Here is a 15,633-nt window from a genome sequence, read left to right as displayed (position 1 = left end):
CACTCAGACCAGGGCGATCGGCTCCGTCGGTGGGGTTCCGTGCTTGCGGATCTTCAGGATGCGATAGCCCTTGCCTGTTGCCGTCCGGAATACGCTGTACCCCGGGGTGAATGTCGCGCCGAGCCAGCGTTGGAGGGAATCTGCGCCGAGGTTGCGCTGCACCACCAGCCACGCATCGCTTGATTCATCGAGACGCGGGATCCAGCGCTCCAGCATGTCGTGGAGCACATTCTTCCCGACGCGTATCGGCGGATTCGACCGGATGGTGCGAAAAGCGATGTCATCGGGAACATCGTCGGGAAGCACAGCGTTGACATTAGCGAGGCCGAGAGCATCGGCATTGCGTCGGACGAGATCGAGCGCACGCTCATTCACGTCGACTGCCCAAACTGTCGCATGCGGAGAGGCTAATGCCATGGTGATAGTGATCGGCCCCCAACCGCTTCCGAGGTCGAGGAAGTGACCACTCGGCGGTAGTGGTGGCATATTGCTGAATAGAACTGCGGTACCGGCATCCAAGCGGTCAGGACTGAAGACGCCACCAGCGGTGGTCATCTCGAGTTCACGGCCTGCGAGCGTCACCGGGATGGTACGCAGGTTCTCCGCACTTGCCGGGGCCGCAGTGAAGTAGTGATCGGACCCCATAGAGCGAGCGTACCGGAGAGCCGGGTTAAGGTTAAGGCGCGGCACACAGAAGGCAGAGGATGACGAAAGCCAAAGACGAAAGTCACAACGACGACACCGTGAACCGGGTACTTGCGAGCGCAGAGACGCGCACGCAGGCGCGGGTGTTCGGTGCAGCCGAAGCGCTCCAGAGCGACGCCACCGCGACGCACGCGAACCGCGACGGAGATCAATGGGATCTCGCGGACAGGAACGCTCTCAGACGAGTCGGCGGCCTCTCGACCGAACTCGATGACGTCACCGAGGTCGAGTACCGCCAGTTGCGGCTGGAGAACGTCGTCCTGGTCGGTGTATACCCGCAGGGCGCGCAGACCGATGCGGAGAACTCGCTTCGCGAACTCGCAGCCCTTGCCGAAACAGCCGGTGCTGTCGTCCTGGACGGCGTCCTGCAGCGGCGTCCGCAGCCCGACCCGGCCACGTACCTCGGACGCGGGAAGGCACTGGAGCTCAAGGATCTCGTCGCAGCCACCGGTGCTGACACCGTCATCGCCGACAGCGAGCTGGCGCCCAGCCAGCGGCGCGCACTCGAAGACGTCGTCAAGGTGAAGGTGATCGATCGCACCACGGTGATCCTCGACATCTTCAGCCAGCACGCCCAGAGCCGCGAGGGCAAGGCTCAGGTCGAACTCGCGCAGCTCGAGTACCTGCTACCGCGGCTGCGCGGCTGGGGCGATTCCATGAGCCGGCAGGCCGGTGGCCAGGTCGGCGCCGGGGGAGCGGGCATGGGATCGCGTGGTCCCGGTGAGACGAAGATCGAGCTCGATCGGCGTCGCATCCGCACCCGCATGGCGATTCTGCGTCGGCAGATCCGTGATTTCGCGCCGGCGCGTGACGCCAAACGTGCTGAGCGCAAGCGCAACACGATTCCTTCGGTGGCCATCGCGGGGTACACCAACGCCGGCAAGTCGAGTCTGCTCAACGCTCTGACGAGCGCCGGCGTGCTGGTCGAGAATGCGCTGTTCGCGACGTTGGATGCCACGGTGCGTCGCTCGGAGACATCCGACGGTCGTGTCTACACGTTCACCGACACGGTCGGCTTCGTGCGGAATTTGCCGCACCAGCTGGTCGAGGCGTTCCGCTCGACGCTCGAAGAGGTCGCGGGCGCTGACCTCGTTCTGCACGTCGTCGATGCCGCGCATCCGGACCCTGCCTCTCAGCTGAAGACGGTGCGCGATGTGATGGGCGATGTCGGAGCCCGAGACCTTCCTGAGCTGGTCGTCTTCAACAAGGCCGATCTGGTGACTGACGACGAGCGTCTCGTGCTCCAGGGACTTGAGCCGAAGGCGCACTTCGTGTCATCACGCTCCGGTGAGGGGCTGGAAGCGCTGCGGGCTGCGATCGAAGAGGCATTGCCGAAGCCGGCTGTGGAAGTGCACGCTCTGGTGCCCTACGACCGCGGTGATCTCGTGGCAGCCGTTCACGAGACCGGCATCCTGCTCTCTTCGGAGCACGGCGAGAGCGGCACCAGCATCCACGCGCACGTGTCAGAGCGGCTGGCGGCAGAACTGGCGCCCTTCAGCCGCTGAGTAGGAGAGTACCTGGATGCCGCTCAGCTCGCGCTGAAACGGCCCTCCACGGTGGCTTCGATCACGATGTCGTCGGGTTCGTACGCCATCACCGGTGAGGATTCTTGCATTACGGAGAATGCCGCGCCGCGGGCCCGGAGCATCTGCGGTGCTGCTGGCGACTGATCCCGCGAGATGAGTCCGACGTCGGCGATCTCGAGGGGCATGACTGTGCTCAGATTCAGCGCGCCGGCGTACGCCTGGGCGCGCGAGACCGCGACGCTGACGGCCGTTGCTGCTACCTCGCGTTCGATGCGGGCGCGCGTTTCTGGGGTGAGGTGCCAGTCGACGTTGCCGACGTCGACGCTCTCCCACGATGAGATCTCTGACACCCAGATGGAGAGTTCGGATGCTTCGACGAAGGTCGCCGTGAAGTCGACGGTGGCGTGGTACACCAGAGCGAGCTGTTTGCCTTCGTTGTTCCACGGGCGATCTGCGCGTACTGCCAGCCGCTTGCTGGACCACTCTGCCACGACGCCGGAATCCGCACGTTCGCTGATGCTCGAGCGGACCGGCTCCGCGAGGCTCAGGGCCTTGTCGACGACCGCAGCGCGGTCGGGGCCCTCATGATGGACAGAGACCCGGATGCGCGCCCGTTCGGGAGCAACTCGCGTCTCATTCTCGCCTCGAACGGTGATGATCACAGCAGTCATGTGCCGACTCTACGGCAGGAATAGCGTGCGCTCCGGATACGTTGTAGTCTGTGATGCTCGGGTGCTTCGGTGCTCGAGGTGATAAATCCACAGAGTGACAGCGGTCCCTTCGCAAGAAGGACCCACGGGGCTGATCGGTTTCGACAGTGCTTGTGGACCCACGTGAAGCGGGCCGAGGATGCAGGGTTATCTCGTGAACGCTCCCTGCAAAACTATAGTTGCCGAAACAAAGCGCAACGACTTCGCCCTCGCTGCATAAGCGAGCCCGATAGTCCGTCAGACCGTATGTGATTCCGATACGGACCCTGGCGTCATTTAGGAATCTTGCTGCGTGATGGCGTCTGGACGTCACGTGGGACTCTTCCCAGGCTGGGCTCGTCGACTTAGGTGTCTGTGACAAAGGTCGGAGCCGAGCAGAACGTCTCTACAGACTGCGCCCGGAGAAGCCGTGAGCTCTCAGCGTTGGACGGGGGTTCGATTCCCCCCAGCTCCACCGTGCCGCTGTCACAAAATGAACCCCCGCCTTCCTTGCTCTAGTAAGGGAACGCGGGGGTTCATCTGTGTCTGCGATGCTTTTCGGTTCCGAGAATGATCGGCAGGTCGACATCCTTTTGGACGTAGAGTCCGGAAGTAACAGCAGCGCGCAAACGCGCGGAACGCGGTCTCAACCCACCGCGCGTTGACGCCTGCTTAGATCTCCCTCCGAACTACGGAAAGACCCCCACCTAGCCTTCGGGTCGGTGGGGGCTTTCGTCGTGCCCGTACGCGTACTCACGGATAATCGCTTGCTAATGATCAGGATTTATCCAGCGATTGTGCATACTCTCGGATGTAGTTCAGCGGTGGGGAGTTGAGCTAGACCCGCTGGGGTTAGCGGGTCAGGAGAAGGCAGCCGGAGGGTGCGTCACTCCGCCGGGCACGGAGGCCCAGACAGATCAGCGCCCGACGTATTCGCGCCTCCCCCGCGTGAAGGTCATGCGCTCGGGATGTCTCGGGCCTTCGTGTACCGGGTGCGCGTCGTCGTAGCGCTTCTCTAGGTCAGCGTCTGACACGGCCAGGAGGCCGCAGGCGCATCTCCATCATGGGAACGGGATGATCGCTGCCATCGCCCCAGCATCGTTCATCACGGGCTCATCCGCAGTGCATGGCTGGCAAATATCCGTCTTGTGGGGGATGTGCGCCATCAATGACCGTGCGTAGCATCGAATGATCCTGTCCCTCACGGAAGGTCCAGTCACGTCATGAGTTCACGCAACGCGCCCCAGGTCGCCGTCTGGTATTTCGTCGCGGCGACGTTCCTCTTCGCCTCAACGGTCCTGTTCTTCCCTGACGCTGATGTCTGGGTCCGTATCGCAACGATCGTTGTCGGGCTTCTGATCGTCGTCGCTGGCGGCATCCAGCTCGGCAGGGAGATCAAAGCACGCCGACAGGAATCGCGCTGACAACCTCACCACCCTCGGATGATCGGGCCATTGAACTCGGGCGGCATCTCCACGCCCTGCGCCTACTGCACATGCCCACACTCTGGACACGCCCAACCGCCCGGAACGTCGCGCATCACGACAGCATCATCGGGGCCGTGTAGGAAATATCATTTGTCCCCACGCTCTCGGACAAAAGTCCGCAAGGCGGGGACGGTTGGTGGGTCGAGCCGCGGGTATGCGGTGTCGCTGTGTCGTCGATAAGTGACAACAAGTGGTGCGCCGAGCTGCGTAAGGAGTGGTGCGTACGTCTTCGGCGGAATCGCCGCTGTCACTGCGAAAAGGCCGCTCCTCAGTATTCGTTGAGGAGCGGCCTTTCGCGTCGGATTGCCGGGACCTACTGCCAGTCGAGCAGGAGCAGTCCCTGCTTGGTGTCGGCGACAATGACCCAGCCGTCACCGAATTCGTAGGTCATTCCGAAACCCTCTTCATCCGGGGAGAACGCATGCTGTTCCGTGATGAGGTTGCGGCCCTCGCTGTCGGCCCGCAGCCAGCCTTCGCCGATCAGCTTCTCCTGGGCGGCAATGGATGCTTCGGTATCCAGCGGTGCCCATCCGAAGATCTGGACGTGATCGGAGGCTACGGTGTAGTCGCCCCAGACGCACTGGATGCCGTTGTCGACCAGATCGGCTCCGAGTCGGAAGCCATCGGCTTCGTACGTCCAGCCATGTTCACCGAACGCGGCCACGGTGCTCTCGGAGATGATCGTCTCGCAGGTGGGCTCAGCGAGCGTCTCATTGGGTTCGACGGTCGCCGTTGGAGCGGGCTGTGCTGAGGGTGCGTCAGCGGGCACCGCGGCAGCCGGACTGGATGAGGACGGTTCAGTCTCCGGCTCCGTGGGCGGTTCGGCAGCGGGGGAGCACGCGGCCAGCAGCAGGGTGATAGCGACTGCTGCGGCAGCAAGCGGGATGCGGGGGATCATCTCAGCCTTCAGGTCAAGTGGTGGTCGGTGGATGCGTCAACTCGAGGAACGCCTCGTGAAGGATGCCGTTGGTAGCCAGGGAAGAACGATCGGAGATGGTGTCGACGCCGTCGAAGGACGTGAACGCGCCTCCGGCCTCACGGACGATAGGGACAGCCGCTGCGATGTCATATTCCTTGACGTCGAACTCGGCCACCATCTCGAGCCGACCCTCTGCCAGCAGCATGTAAGCGTACACATCACCGTAGGCGCGATCCCGCCAGACTCGATCGGCGACGCGCAGCAGCGCGCTCTGGTGCCCGGCGTCGGTCCACTGAGTGATGCTCTGAAAGCTCACCGCTGCATCATCGATCGCGGACACCGTCGAGGTCTCCAGGCGACGAGGCTCAGCATCCGTCGCGGTCCAAGCGCCGGCGCCCGTTGAGGCCCACCAGCGGCGGCCCAGCGCCGGCATGCTGACAACCCCGACCTGCGGCACACCATCGATGGCCAGAGCGATCATGGTGCCCCACAGAGGAACGCCACGCATGAAGTTCGCGGTGCCGTCGATCGGATCGATGATCCATTGCCGGTGGGTGCTTCCCACCGCACCGTACTCCTCGCCGAAGATGCCGTCCTCTGGGCGTTCAGAAGCAAGCAGGGCACGGATGGCCCGCTCGGTCGCCAGATCCGCGTCGGTGACGTGTGAACGATCATCTTTCGTCGAGATCTTCAGGTCTGCGGCATCAAAGCGCGGCAGCGACTGCAGGTCGGCAGCATCCGCGAGTTTGAGCGCAAGTTCGAGGTCTCGGGTCAACGCGTTCGAGGCGGGGGAATCGGTCACCATCTCAGGATACTGGGCGTCGCGCCACGCCGATCCCGGCTCGATTTCGCATGCGTCGGGATCGCTGGTAATGTTATTCCTCGGCCGGGGAAATCCCCAGCCACGCACCTCTAGCTCAATGGCAGAGCAATTGACTCTTAATCAATGGGTTCCCGGTTCGAGCCCGGGGGGGTGCACGGATTAGCCTCGAAGACTCTCGCCAGTCTTCGAGGCTTTTTCGCTTTCTATCCCCGTGTGACAGCAATCACGGTACCGCCAGTGACAGCGCACAGCTGAGCGAACGTCAACGGCATCACCGTGTGCGGGTGACCTGCAGCGGCCCAGATTTCGGGGTAGGACTCAAGCGCCTCATCGACGAAGGTGCGAATGGGCGCGGGATGCCCGACGGGTGCGACTCCGCCGATCGCCTGCCCGGTCGCTTCACGAACAACGGATGCCGGCGCCATCGTGATGCTGGCGACCCCGATGTTCTCGGCGAGCACGGTGAAATCAGCGCGGTGACCACCGCTGGTCATCACGAGAACGGGTGCGCCGTCCGCGAGGAAAACCAGACTGTTGGCGATCGCGGCAATCTTGCAACCGATCGCAGCGGCGGCTTCTGCGGCGGTGCGCGCTGAATCCGGCAACACTCGGATCTCGGTGGTGACATCGGCAGATTCGAGGTGCTGCTTGACGATCTTGCTGCGTTCCGGGAGGTTCAACGATGCGCTCATCGCTCCACCGTAGCGAAGGGCACCGTGTGGGTCGCGCTTGACGAAAGCGGTCGCACAAATTACAGTTCAAGAAACCTGAATCAGCTTTCAGGTTAAGCAGCAATTCCTTCCAACGGTGAGAGGCATTCACATGCGAGTTTCAAAGAAGTTACTCCTGGGCTCGGTGGTGGCCGCGGCCGCCCTCGTTCTGTCGGCATGCGCGCCGCAGGCAGGTGCTGGCTCCGGCGGAGGCGACGCGGGCGGCGACGACGGTGGCTCCGTAGCCGAGATCACTGCCGGCGTCATCACGAGCGAGACCGGGCCACTGGCCGGGTACGGCAAGCAGTACCTCGACGCGTTCAAGGCCGGTCTCGACTACGCCACGGACGGCACCGGTGAGATCGACGGAACCAAGATCACGATCGAGTACCGCGACGACGCCGGTGACCCCGACACAGCGGTCACCGCCGCCAAGCAGCTCATCGGCGAGGGCGTGAACATCCTCCTCGGCAGCGCCTCCTCGGGCGTCGCTCTGGCCATGGCAGAACAGGCCGCGCAGAACAAGGTGCTGTTCATCTCCGGGCCCGCCGCCGCGGACGCTATCACCGGGGTGAATGAGTACACGTTCCGCTCCGGACGTCAATCCGCCCAGGACGTCGCAACTGCCGGTACATTCCTCGACGACATCAACGGCAAGTCCATCGCCGTATTCGCGCAGAACAATGCCTTCGGACAGGGCAACGTCGCCGCCGTCGAGGCGATCCTCGGCGCCCAGGGTGCGACAGTCACCCCGGTGCTCGTGGCAGAAGACGTTACCGAGTTCACCCCGTTCGCGCAGCAGGTGCTCAGCGCTGAGCCGGACCTTGTGTTCGTCGCCTGGGCCGGTGCCACCTCCGGCGCCATGTGGCAGGCGATGAGCCAGCAGGGCGTGCTGGAGACCGTCCCGGTTGTCACCGGGCTCGGCGACGCCGCGACCTTCGGCGCCTACGGCGAAGCATCCGAGCAGATCAACTTCCTGAACCACTACTTCCCGGGCGGACCGGAAAACGAGGTCAACACCGCGATGATCGAAGCGATCGAGTCGGCGGGCGGAACGGTCGACCTGTTCAGCCCCGACGGCTTCAACGCGGCGATCATGCTCGTGCAGGCTGTGAAAGAGGGAGCCGGTGACGTCGATGCCATGATCGCAGCTCTCGAAGGCTTCGAATTCGAGGGGCCGAAGGGCACGACCACCGTGCGTGCAGACGACCACGCGCTGCTGCAGGAGATGTACCAGGCCAAGCTGATCGTCGACGGTGACGGATTCGTCGCAGAACTCGTCGACACGGCCGCGCCTGCTGACGTCGCACCCTAAGCGGAAGGCGAAGCAACCGATGAGCACCCCAGTCCTGCCTGTGAAGAAAACAACCGGCGCCGCCCTGCGCGTCGAAGGGCTCGGCCTTCAGATCGGCGGAGCGACGATCCTCAAAGACGTCGATCTCGATATCGCACCGGGCGCCCTCGTCGGCGTGATCGGTCCGAACGGCGCCGGCAAAACCACGCTGTTCAACGCGATATCAGGAGTGATCAAGCCCACAGCGGGCCGAATTCTCCTCGACGGTGAAGATATCGCTGCCCTGTCCGTGCCGAAACGCGCACGGGCGGGGCTGGGGCGCACCTTTCAGACCTCCAGTCTGTTTCCGAAACTCTCGATCCTCGAGAACGTCCGCATCGCCGCTCAATCGGCGCAGGGCGGAAGCTACTCCCTGCTGAAGTTCCCGCGGCGTGATGACTCAGCCACCGCTCACGCCATCGCCGTCCTCGAGCAGGTCGGACTCGGCCACCGACTGGATACCCTGGCCGGTGACATCAGCCACGGTGACAAGCGCAAGCTGGAGATCGCCTCGCTACTGGCCACCGACTCCCGTCTCGTACTGCTCGATGAGCCGATGGCAGGTGTCGCTTCCGGCGACGTCGCGGGGCTCGTAGAAAACATCCGGGCAATGCAACGCGAAAGCGGATGCACCGTGCTGATGGTCGAACACCACATCGATGTGCTCATGGGGCTGGTGGATCTGGTCGCCGTCATGTACTTCGGCACGATCATCGCTCTTGACACACCCCAGAAGATCATGGAGAACCCCACCGTGCAGAGCGCGTATCTCGGAACGGGGACGACAGCATGACCGACCCGATCCTTCAGGTGCGATCACTTCGCGCATCGATCGCCGGCCAACAGGTCATCGAGGACATCTCGTTCGACGTCCCAGCCACTGGTATCACCGCTGTGCTGGGGCGAAATGGTGTCGGTAAGACGTCGACGTTGCGCGGCATCCTCGGACTCATCACCCGTCGAGGTGAGGTGCTGCTCGAGGGAGAGCGGATCGATAATCTTCCCACGCACAAGATCGTGCAACGCGGGGTCGGCTACGTTCCCGAAGACCGTGAGGTCTTCGCCGGCCTCACCGTCGCAGAGAACCTCGCACTCGCCGAACGCCAGCGCGAGCCGCGTCATGATTTCATCGCCAGCCTGTTCCCCGATCTGGTCCAGCGCCGTGACCAGCGCGCCGGCACGCTCTCCGGCGGGCAGCAGCAGATGGTCTCCGTTGCGCGAGCGCTGCTCAACGACAATCGCATCATCCTGGTTGATGAGCCCACCAAGGGTCTCGCCCCCAAAATCGTGCACGAGGTGGCCGAGGCCTTGGCCGAAGCAGCCAAGACCGTGCCGATTCTGCTCGTCGAGCAGAATCTTGAGGTCGTGCGCCAGCTGGCCGCGGGCGCCGTCGTGATCGCCGGCGGGCGGGTCGTCCACACCGGCCCCGCGAACGCGATCCTCGACGACGCCGCACTTACCCGGCGCCTGCTGGGTGTCAGCGCGGAGGCCCACGCATGAGCGCGCTCATCCTCACCCTCGTCATCGGCGTCGGCCTCGGCGCCCTCTACTTCCTGGTCGCCAGTGGCCTGAGCCTCATCTACGGACTCATGCACGTGCTGAACTTCGCCCATGGCGCCTTTCTCACACTCAGCGCTTTCGTCGGCTGGGCCGTCGCCCAGGCCATCGGCGCCACGACATGGCTCGGTTTCCTCGTCTCGATCCTGGTGGGCGCGCTGGTTGGCGCCGTCTTTGCGACGCTGACCGAACTCGTGCTGATCCGACCGCTCTACGAGCGGCATATCGAACAGGTCCTCGTCACCGTGGGCCTCTCCTTCGCCGCGATCGCGCTGTTCGAGGGCATCTGGGGAACGGATGCGATCACCGTGGCGGGACCGTCGTGGCTCGGCCAGACCACCGATGTGCTCGGTGCGAGCATCCCGAATAAATACTGGGTGCTGATCCTTGCAGCCGGCCTCGTGCTGGCTGGTCTCGTGCTGTTTTTGAAGAAGACGCGCTACGGAATGATCATCCGTGCCGGTGTGGAGAACCGCTCGATGGTCACCGCTCTCGGCATCGACGTCCGCCGATCCTTCACCCTCGTATTCGCAATCGGAGGGGCTGCGGCCGGAATCGGCGGTGTGCTCGCTATGCACGCGTTGACCTACGTGTCTGCGCACCTGGGAACGACCCTGCTGATCTTCGCATTCATCGTCACGGTGGTGGGCGGTCTCGGATCCCTCACCGGAGCTGCCGTGGCCTCGGTTCTTGTCGCGGTCCTCCAGCAGGTCGCCAACACCTATCTGGGCGGCACCGGCGACTTCATCGTCGTGATCCTGTTGGCGGTCGTGCTTCTCGTCCGACCGGCAGGACTGATGGGAAGGAAAGCATAATGTCCCGTCCTAACGCTTCAACAGGCTCGCAGAACGCGGCGCTCAAGCGCTTCCTCCCCCTGATCATCGGGGTTGTGCTCGCCGTCGTGATGGCGATCCTGCCGCTGCTCAACCTTTCGCTGCCGGGCATCCTTCCCGGGCCGACCTACACACCAGGCTCGCTCGCCCTGCTCTCGCTGTGCATGGTGTTCGCTGCCCTCGCGCTGTCGTACAACCTGCTGCTCGGCAGCGCCGGCATGCTCTCCTTCGGTCATGCCCTGTATTTCGGCGCTGGCGCATACGGGTTGGGGATCGTCCTGCGCTCGTTCGAACTTCCGCTGTGGCAGGGGGTGTTCGTCGCGCTCGTCGGCGGCATGGTCATCGCACTGGTCACCGGAGCGGTTGCCATGCGTGTCAACGGCATCCCGTTCGCGATGGTCACCCTGGCATTCGCCCAGGCCGGATCCGTGCTCGTGCGCCGTAACCAGTCGATCACGGGCGGCGAAGAAGGCCTCGGCCTCAACACAGACCCGGTTCCGGACTGGCTCGTGGGCGTGATCAACACCCGCAACCTCTACTGGCTCGCTCTGATCGTGCTCGTCGTGGTGTACCTGGTCGTCCTGTGGGTCGACACGTCCCGCCTCGGGCACCTGGCCGCCGCAGCCCGTGAGAACGAACTACGCGTGCAGGTGCTGGGGCTGCGTCCGGCGCGCGCCAAGCTCGTGGTCTTCGTGATCGCAGCGCTGTGCGCGAGCCTTGCTGGCGTCGCCTATCTGCTGCTGCAGTCCGGCACACAGCCCAGCGCTGTCGGAGCCGATCTGACCATCACGGTGCTGGTGATGGTCGTGTTGGGCGGAGTGGGATTCCGATGGGGTGCGATCGTAGGGGGCGTGCTCTACACGATCCTCGACCAGCGACTCACCGTCCTCGCCCGCGCAGAAGGCATCCAAGCGCTGCCGGACTTTCTGCGCATCCCGCTGTCCGAGCCGCTGTTCCTGCTCGGCGTGCTGTTCATCCTGGTCGTCATGTTCCTGCCCGGTGGTATCGCTGGAACCGTCGATGGATGGCGGCGCCGACGCCGTGGCAGCCCTGCGGCGGCAGCCGGTTCGCTGGGCGCTCTCGAAGACAGTGAGAATGCCGATGCCGAAGTTGGTGCCCGGTGATGATGGATGAACCCCACACCCTGGGGCGATGGCTCCGGGATCGCGCCGGCTCAGATCCGAAGAAGATCGCGATCGATGATCGCGGCGTCGCAGTGGATTATCAGACGCTGTTCAGCAGAGCAGATCAGCTTGCCGCGCGGCTGCGGGATGCCGGGTACGGGCCGGGCCAGCGCATCGCCACAGTGTCAGGAAGCTCAGCCGATCACGTGGTGGCGTTCTTCGCCTGCGCTTTCCTCGGCATCAGCTTCATGCCGCTGTCCTGGCGACTGACTCCGACAGAGTTGGCCGATCTGATTCGTCGCAGCGACCCGGCACTCGTGCTCGTCGAGGACGAGTACGTCGCCCTCGCCGGAGCGGCGCTGCGGATGCTGGACAGTGCGGACACACCGCCCTATGTGTTCCTCGGCGTCACCGGGGTCGAAGTTCACGCACCGCGATCTCGCACGGTGGTGACCTCTCGTGAGGTGCGCGACGATGACCCGTTGCTGGTGATCTACACCTCGGGAAGTGAAGCTGCTCCGAAGGGAGTCGTACTCACCCACGCGAACTGCTTCTGGACGAATATGGCGCTTGCTCAGTCGATGCCGATGCGCGCCGATGACGTCGTGCTGTCGATGTTGCCTCAGCACCACGTCGCCGCCTGGAATGTGCAACCGCTGCTGGCATGGTGGTCCGGCGCGACCGTCGTTCTGGAGCGGTCGTTCCAGCCGGGACGAATCCTGCAGCTCATCGGGGAGCGCAAGGTCACCACGATGATGGGTGTGCCCACTCAGTACCGTCTGCTTCAGGAGTCTGCCGAGTGGCCGACGACCGACCTTTCATCGCTTCGTGATGTGCTCGTCGGCGGAGCCACGATGCCTGTTGAGATCGCTGAGACATGGGCGGCGCGTGATGTGTTCCTCACCCAGGGCTACGGATTGACCGAGGCCGGACCCAATGTGCTCGCGCTGCCGGCTGATCAACTCACCGCGCATTCCGGCACTGTCGGACGTCCCTATCCGTTCGTCGATGTCTGTTTGGCGGATGTTGAGACCTCTCTCATGCTCGAGGGTGAGGCGACGGGGGAGCTGTGGGTGCGCGGACCCAGCACATTCGCCGGTTACCTCGACGATGAGGCTGCGACGGCCAGAGCTCGCATCGGCGAGTGGCTGCGCACGGGAGATCTTGCGCACCGAGATGGCTCCGGCAACTATCGCATTGTCGACCGCCTCAAGGACATCTACGTTTCGGGCGGCGAGAACGTGTCACCTGCTGAGGTCGAGCGGGCGCTCGGCCAGCATCCGCAGGTGAGCGCTGTGGCCGTCGTCGGTGTGCCGGATGCTGTGTGGGGAGAGCGCGGCTTCGCTTTCGTCGTTGCCCGTCAACCGCTTTCCAGCGACGAATTGCACGCCTTCGCCAGGGAGAAGCTTGCGGCATTCAAACTGCCGGCGCAGATCGTTTTCGTCGACGAGCTGCCGAGGCTGACCATCGATAAAGTCGCCCGTACAACCCTGCGGGCAGTGGCCATGCAGGTCATCGCCGCGCGAGAGGAAGAGAACGCTCATGGCTGAAACGGTCGATACCGCCACCCCCGAGACATTCGTTTCTCCGGCAACAGGGCGTCCGCTGACCAAACGCGGCGAGGCGACCAGACGCAAGCTCCTTGAGGCTGCCGAGGGCGTCTTCGCCGACCTTGGCTATCACGAAGCATCAATCGTAAAGATCACTGAAGGCGCAGGCGTCGCGCTCGGCACCTTCTACCTGTACTTCGACAGCAAGCAAACGATCTTCGAGGCGCTCGTGATCGACCTGAACTCGCGGGTACGTCATTCGATGTCTGAGTCGATGGCAGGTGCCCAGAACAGAATCGAAGCCGAACGGCTCGGTTTCGAGGGATTCTTCCGTTTCACCGCCGCGCACCCAGCCCTCTATCGGGTCGTCAGAGAAGCCGAGTTCGTCTCCCCGGCGACGTTGCGACTGCACTATGAGCGCATCGTCGACGGCTATCACGCCGGGCTCCGCGCTGCTCAATCAGCCGGAGACGTCGACGAGGCGCTGGACCCGGAGGTAGCCGCGTGGGCGCTGATGGGCGCGGGCGAGCTAATCGGCATGCGTTACCTGCTGTGGGAACGCGATGCGGATGGGCACCCGCCTGCCGAGATCGACGCCGCCGTGATCGAGGGAATGAGCCGCTTCGTCGGAAACGCCCTGCGCCCGCGGTCATCGACAGCAGCGAGCGACGTGGCAACGGGAGACGAACCGGCAACGGGGGAGAAGGAGCGCGGGAATGGCTGAACAGGATCTTGCCGGACGGCGTGCCGTCATCACCGGTGGCGCGAGCGGGATCGGCCTGGCCTGCGCCCGAGAGTTTGCAGCGCGTGGTGCGCAGGTGACCATCGCGGATCTGAACGGGGCAGCAGCCGAGGCCAGTGCCGCCGAGATCGGCGGCGACGTGTGGGAAGTCGATCTTTCTGACACCAGAGCGTTGGATGATCTTCAGTTGGATGCGGACATCCTGGTGAATAACGCCGGCATCCAGCGGGTGAGTCCCATCGCCGAGTTCGATCCGGATGCGTTCCGCACCATCCAGCGCATCATGCTGGAGGCCCCGTTCCTGCTGATCCGTGCGGCGCTGCCCGGCATGTACGAGCGTGGGTGGGGGCGCATCATCAATGTGTCTAGCGTGCACGGCCTGCGCGCCAGCCCGTTCAAATCCGCGTATGTTGCGGCCAAGCACGGACTGGAGGGGCTGTCTAAGGTGACAGCGCTGGAGGGAGGCGCACACGGTGTCACCAGTAACTGCATCAACCCCGGCTATGTGCGCACCCCGCTCGTCGAGAAACAGATCACCGATCAGGCTGCCGTGCATGGCATTCCCGAAAGCGAAGTGATCGAAAAGGTCATGCTCACCGAGAGTGCGATCAAGCGTCTGGTCGACCCATCCGAGGTCGCATCCCTTGCCGGCTGGCTCGCCTCGCCGCATGCCGCGATGGTCACCGGAGCTTCGTACACGATGGATGGCGGATGGACCTCACGATGAACACGCACACCTATCGGACCATCGATGTCCCGGTCGCGGGCGGTAATCTTCGCGTGGGGATCTGGGATCCTCAGGGAACCACAGGGGAGATCCCCACCGTGCTCGCGATCCACGGTGTGACGGCGTCACATCTGGCGTGGGAGTTCCTCGTGGCAGAACTGCCCGGTGTCCGGGTCGTCGCACCTGACCTGCGTGGTCGGGGTCGGAGCAACGCGATCGAGGGGCCGGCAGGGATGAGCGCGCACGCCGACGATCTCGTTGCTGTTCTGGATGCTGTCGGCGTCGGTGCTGTCGCGGTCATCGGTCACTCGATGGGTGGTTTCGTCGCCGTCGTTCTTGCGCATCGGCACGCCGCGCGCGTGCAGCAGCTGATCCTGGTCGACGGTGGACTGCCGCTCGATGTCCCCGCGGATGTCGCTCCTGAGCAGTTGGTGACGCTGATCCTCGGCCCGACAGCTGAGCGGCTGTCACGCCGCTGGACGAGCGTGGATGAGTACATCGACGTCTTCTGGCGCGGTCATCCGGCATTCAGCAGCGACTGGAGCGCGGCCCTCGAACGTTACATCGCCTACGATCTCTGCGCGGACGGCGACGGATATCGCCCCGCCACGAGCTACCAGACCACGGTCGAAGACACCGTGGATCTGAATCTCGGTAACGCCCTGTCAGCGGCACTTGCCCAGTTGCACCACCAGACGCTGTTCATCAGCGTGCCGCGCGGTCTGCAGAACGAGGAGCCAGGTCTGTACCCGCCTGCCCATCGTGCGCAGGTGCTCGCCGCGCACCCATCGATTGTGCATCAGCACCTGGGCGGACTCAATCACTACACGGTGGTGATGAGCGAGCGCGGAGCGAGGCAACTGGCACCCCTGGTTCGTGCGGCGGCCAGCGCTGTCAGCGCCTGAGCA

The 15,633-nt window shown here is 64.0% G+C and carries 16 protein-coding genes, 1 tRNA gene and 1 other RNA gene; 13 read left to right on the top strand and 5 right to left on the bottom strand.

The features are described from left to right. Positions 1 to 3 precede the first annotated feature (3 nt). On the bottom strand, positions 4 to 645 hold the full coding sequence (locus tag ACW5CM_RS12470; protein ID WP_457125166.1) for a class I SAM-dependent methyltransferase: 642 nt from the start codon (positions 643 to 645) through the stop codon (positions 4 to 6). Between the two features lie 59 nt (positions 646 to 704). Between ACW5CM_RS12470 and hflX the strand changes: the two genes are divergently transcribed. Further along, the gene (hflX, locus tag ACW5CM_RS12465) at positions 705 to 2,210 is read left to right on the top strand and encodes a GTPase HflX (protein ID WP_457125165.1); all 1,506 of its coding nucleotides are present in this window, start codon (positions 705 to 707) and stop codon (positions 2,208 to 2,210) included. A gap of 23 nt (positions 2,211 to 2,233) precedes the next feature. Here the strand turns inward: hflX and ACW5CM_RS12460 are convergent, their stop codons facing one another. Beyond that, entirely contained in the window at positions 2,234 to 2,902 is a 669-nt protein-coding gene (locus ACW5CM_RS12460; RefSeq protein ID WP_457125164.1) for an SIMPL domain-containing protein, read from the bottom strand. Between the two features lie 126 nt (positions 2,903 to 3,028). Here ACW5CM_RS12460 and ssrA point away from each other — a divergent pair. Further along, positions 3,029 to 3,398, top strand: a transfer-messenger RNA (tmRNA) gene (ssrA, locus tag ACW5CM_RS12455). A 745-nt stretch (positions 3,399 to 4,143) separates the two neighbouring features. Further along, the gene (locus ACW5CM_RS12450; protein WP_438254783.1) at positions 4,144 to 4,344 is read left to right on the top strand and encodes a hypothetical protein; all 201 of its coding nucleotides are present in this window, start codon (positions 4,144 to 4,146) and stop codon (positions 4,342 to 4,344) included. A gap of 376 nt (positions 4,345 to 4,720) precedes the next feature. Here ACW5CM_RS12450 and ACW5CM_RS12445 read toward each other — a convergent pair whose 3' ends face one another. Next, positions 4,721 to 5,305 (bottom strand): hypothetical protein, encoded by a 585-nt coding sequence (locus tag ACW5CM_RS12445; protein WP_438254782.1) that lies wholly within the window; start codon positions 5,303 to 5,305, stop codon positions 4,721 to 4,723. A gap of 13 nt (positions 5,306 to 5,318) precedes the next feature. Next, positions 5,319 to 6,128, bottom strand: a complete 810-nt coding sequence (locus ACW5CM_RS12440; protein ID WP_438254780.1) for an inositol monophosphatase family protein — start codon at positions 6,126 to 6,128, stop codon at positions 5,319 to 5,321. Positions 6,129 to 6,232: 104 nt separating this feature from the next. Here ACW5CM_RS12440 and ACW5CM_RS12435 point away from each other — a divergent pair. Beyond that, positions 6,233 to 6,304 (top strand) — tRNA-Lys (locus ACW5CM_RS12435). Positions 6,305 to 6,352: 48 nt separating this feature from the next. Here the strand turns inward: ACW5CM_RS12435 and ACW5CM_RS12430 are convergent. Beyond that, on the bottom strand, positions 6,353 to 6,841 hold the full coding sequence (locus ACW5CM_RS12430; RefSeq protein WP_457125163.1) for a YbaK/EbsC family protein: 489 nt from the start codon (positions 6,839 to 6,841) through the stop codon (positions 6,353 to 6,355). 130 nt (positions 6,842 to 6,971) lie between these two features. Here ACW5CM_RS12430 and ACW5CM_RS12425 point away from each other — a divergent pair, with 130 nt between their 5' ends. Genes ACW5CM_RS12425 through ACW5CM_RS12385 form a run of 9 tightly spaced genes read left to right on the top strand, consistent with a single transcriptional unit; the run spans position 6,972 to position 15,630 of the window. After that, complete coding sequence (locus ACW5CM_RS12425; RefSeq protein WP_457125162.1) at positions 6,972 to 8,174, top strand: substrate-binding domain-containing protein; 1,203 nt, start codon at positions 6,972 to 6,974, stop codon at positions 8,172 to 8,174. 19 nt (positions 8,175 to 8,193) lie between these two features. After that, complete coding sequence (locus ACW5CM_RS12420; protein ID WP_438254775.1) at positions 8,194 to 8,985, top strand: ABC transporter ATP-binding protein; 792 nt, start codon at positions 8,194 to 8,196, stop codon at positions 8,983 to 8,985. Then, positions 8,982 to 9,692, top strand: a complete 711-nt coding sequence (locus tag ACW5CM_RS12415) for an ABC transporter ATP-binding protein (protein ID WP_438254774.1) — start codon at positions 8,982 to 8,984, stop codon at positions 9,690 to 9,692. Before ACW5CM_RS12420 ends, ACW5CM_RS12415 begins: the two co-directional genes overlap by 4 nt. Then, positions 9,689 to 10,564 carry a branched-chain amino acid ABC transporter permease gene (locus tag ACW5CM_RS12410; protein ID WP_438254773.1) on the top strand — a complete coding sequence of 292 codons (876 nt, stop codon included), beginning with the start codon at positions 9,689 to 9,691 and terminating at the stop codon, positions 10,562 to 10,564. Before ACW5CM_RS12415 ends, ACW5CM_RS12410 begins: the two co-directional genes overlap by 4 nt. Next, on the top strand, positions 10,564 to 11,706 hold the full coding sequence (locus ACW5CM_RS12405) for a branched-chain amino acid ABC transporter permease (RefSeq protein WP_457125161.1): 1,143 nt from the start codon (positions 10,564 to 10,566) through the stop codon (positions 11,704 to 11,706). Before ACW5CM_RS12410 ends, ACW5CM_RS12405 begins: the two co-directional genes overlap by 1 nt. Continuing rightward, a complete protein-coding gene (locus ACW5CM_RS12400) occupies positions 11,706 to 13,256 on the top strand; it encodes a class I adenylate-forming enzyme family protein (protein WP_457125160.1) in 1,551 nt (516 codons plus the stop codon). The genes ACW5CM_RS12405 and ACW5CM_RS12400 overlap by 1 nt, the downstream gene beginning before the upstream one ends. Beyond that, the gene (locus tag ACW5CM_RS12395; protein WP_438254771.1) at positions 13,249 to 13,980 is read left to right on the top strand and encodes a TetR/AcrR family transcriptional regulator; all 732 of its coding nucleotides are present in this window, start codon (positions 13,249 to 13,251) and stop codon (positions 13,978 to 13,980) included. The genes ACW5CM_RS12400 and ACW5CM_RS12395 overlap by 8 nt, the downstream gene beginning before the upstream one ends. Next, entirely contained in the window at positions 13,973 to 14,725 is a 753-nt protein-coding gene (locus ACW5CM_RS12390; RefSeq protein WP_438254770.1) for a 3-hydroxybutyrate dehydrogenase, read from the top strand. Before ACW5CM_RS12395 ends, ACW5CM_RS12390 begins: the two co-directional genes overlap by 8 nt. Then, positions 14,722 to 15,630: an alpha/beta fold hydrolase gene (locus ACW5CM_RS12385; protein WP_457125159.1), complete on the top strand. Its 909-nt coding sequence runs from the start codon at positions 14,722 to 14,724 to the stop codon at positions 15,628 to 15,630. Before ACW5CM_RS12390 ends, ACW5CM_RS12385 begins: the two co-directional genes overlap by 4 nt. The last annotated feature ends 3 nt before the right edge of the window (positions 15,631 to 15,633 follow it).

Source organism: Microbacterium wangyouchuni (assembly GCF_054072595.1).
This window is presented reverse-complemented; position numbering and strand designations above follow the sequence as displayed.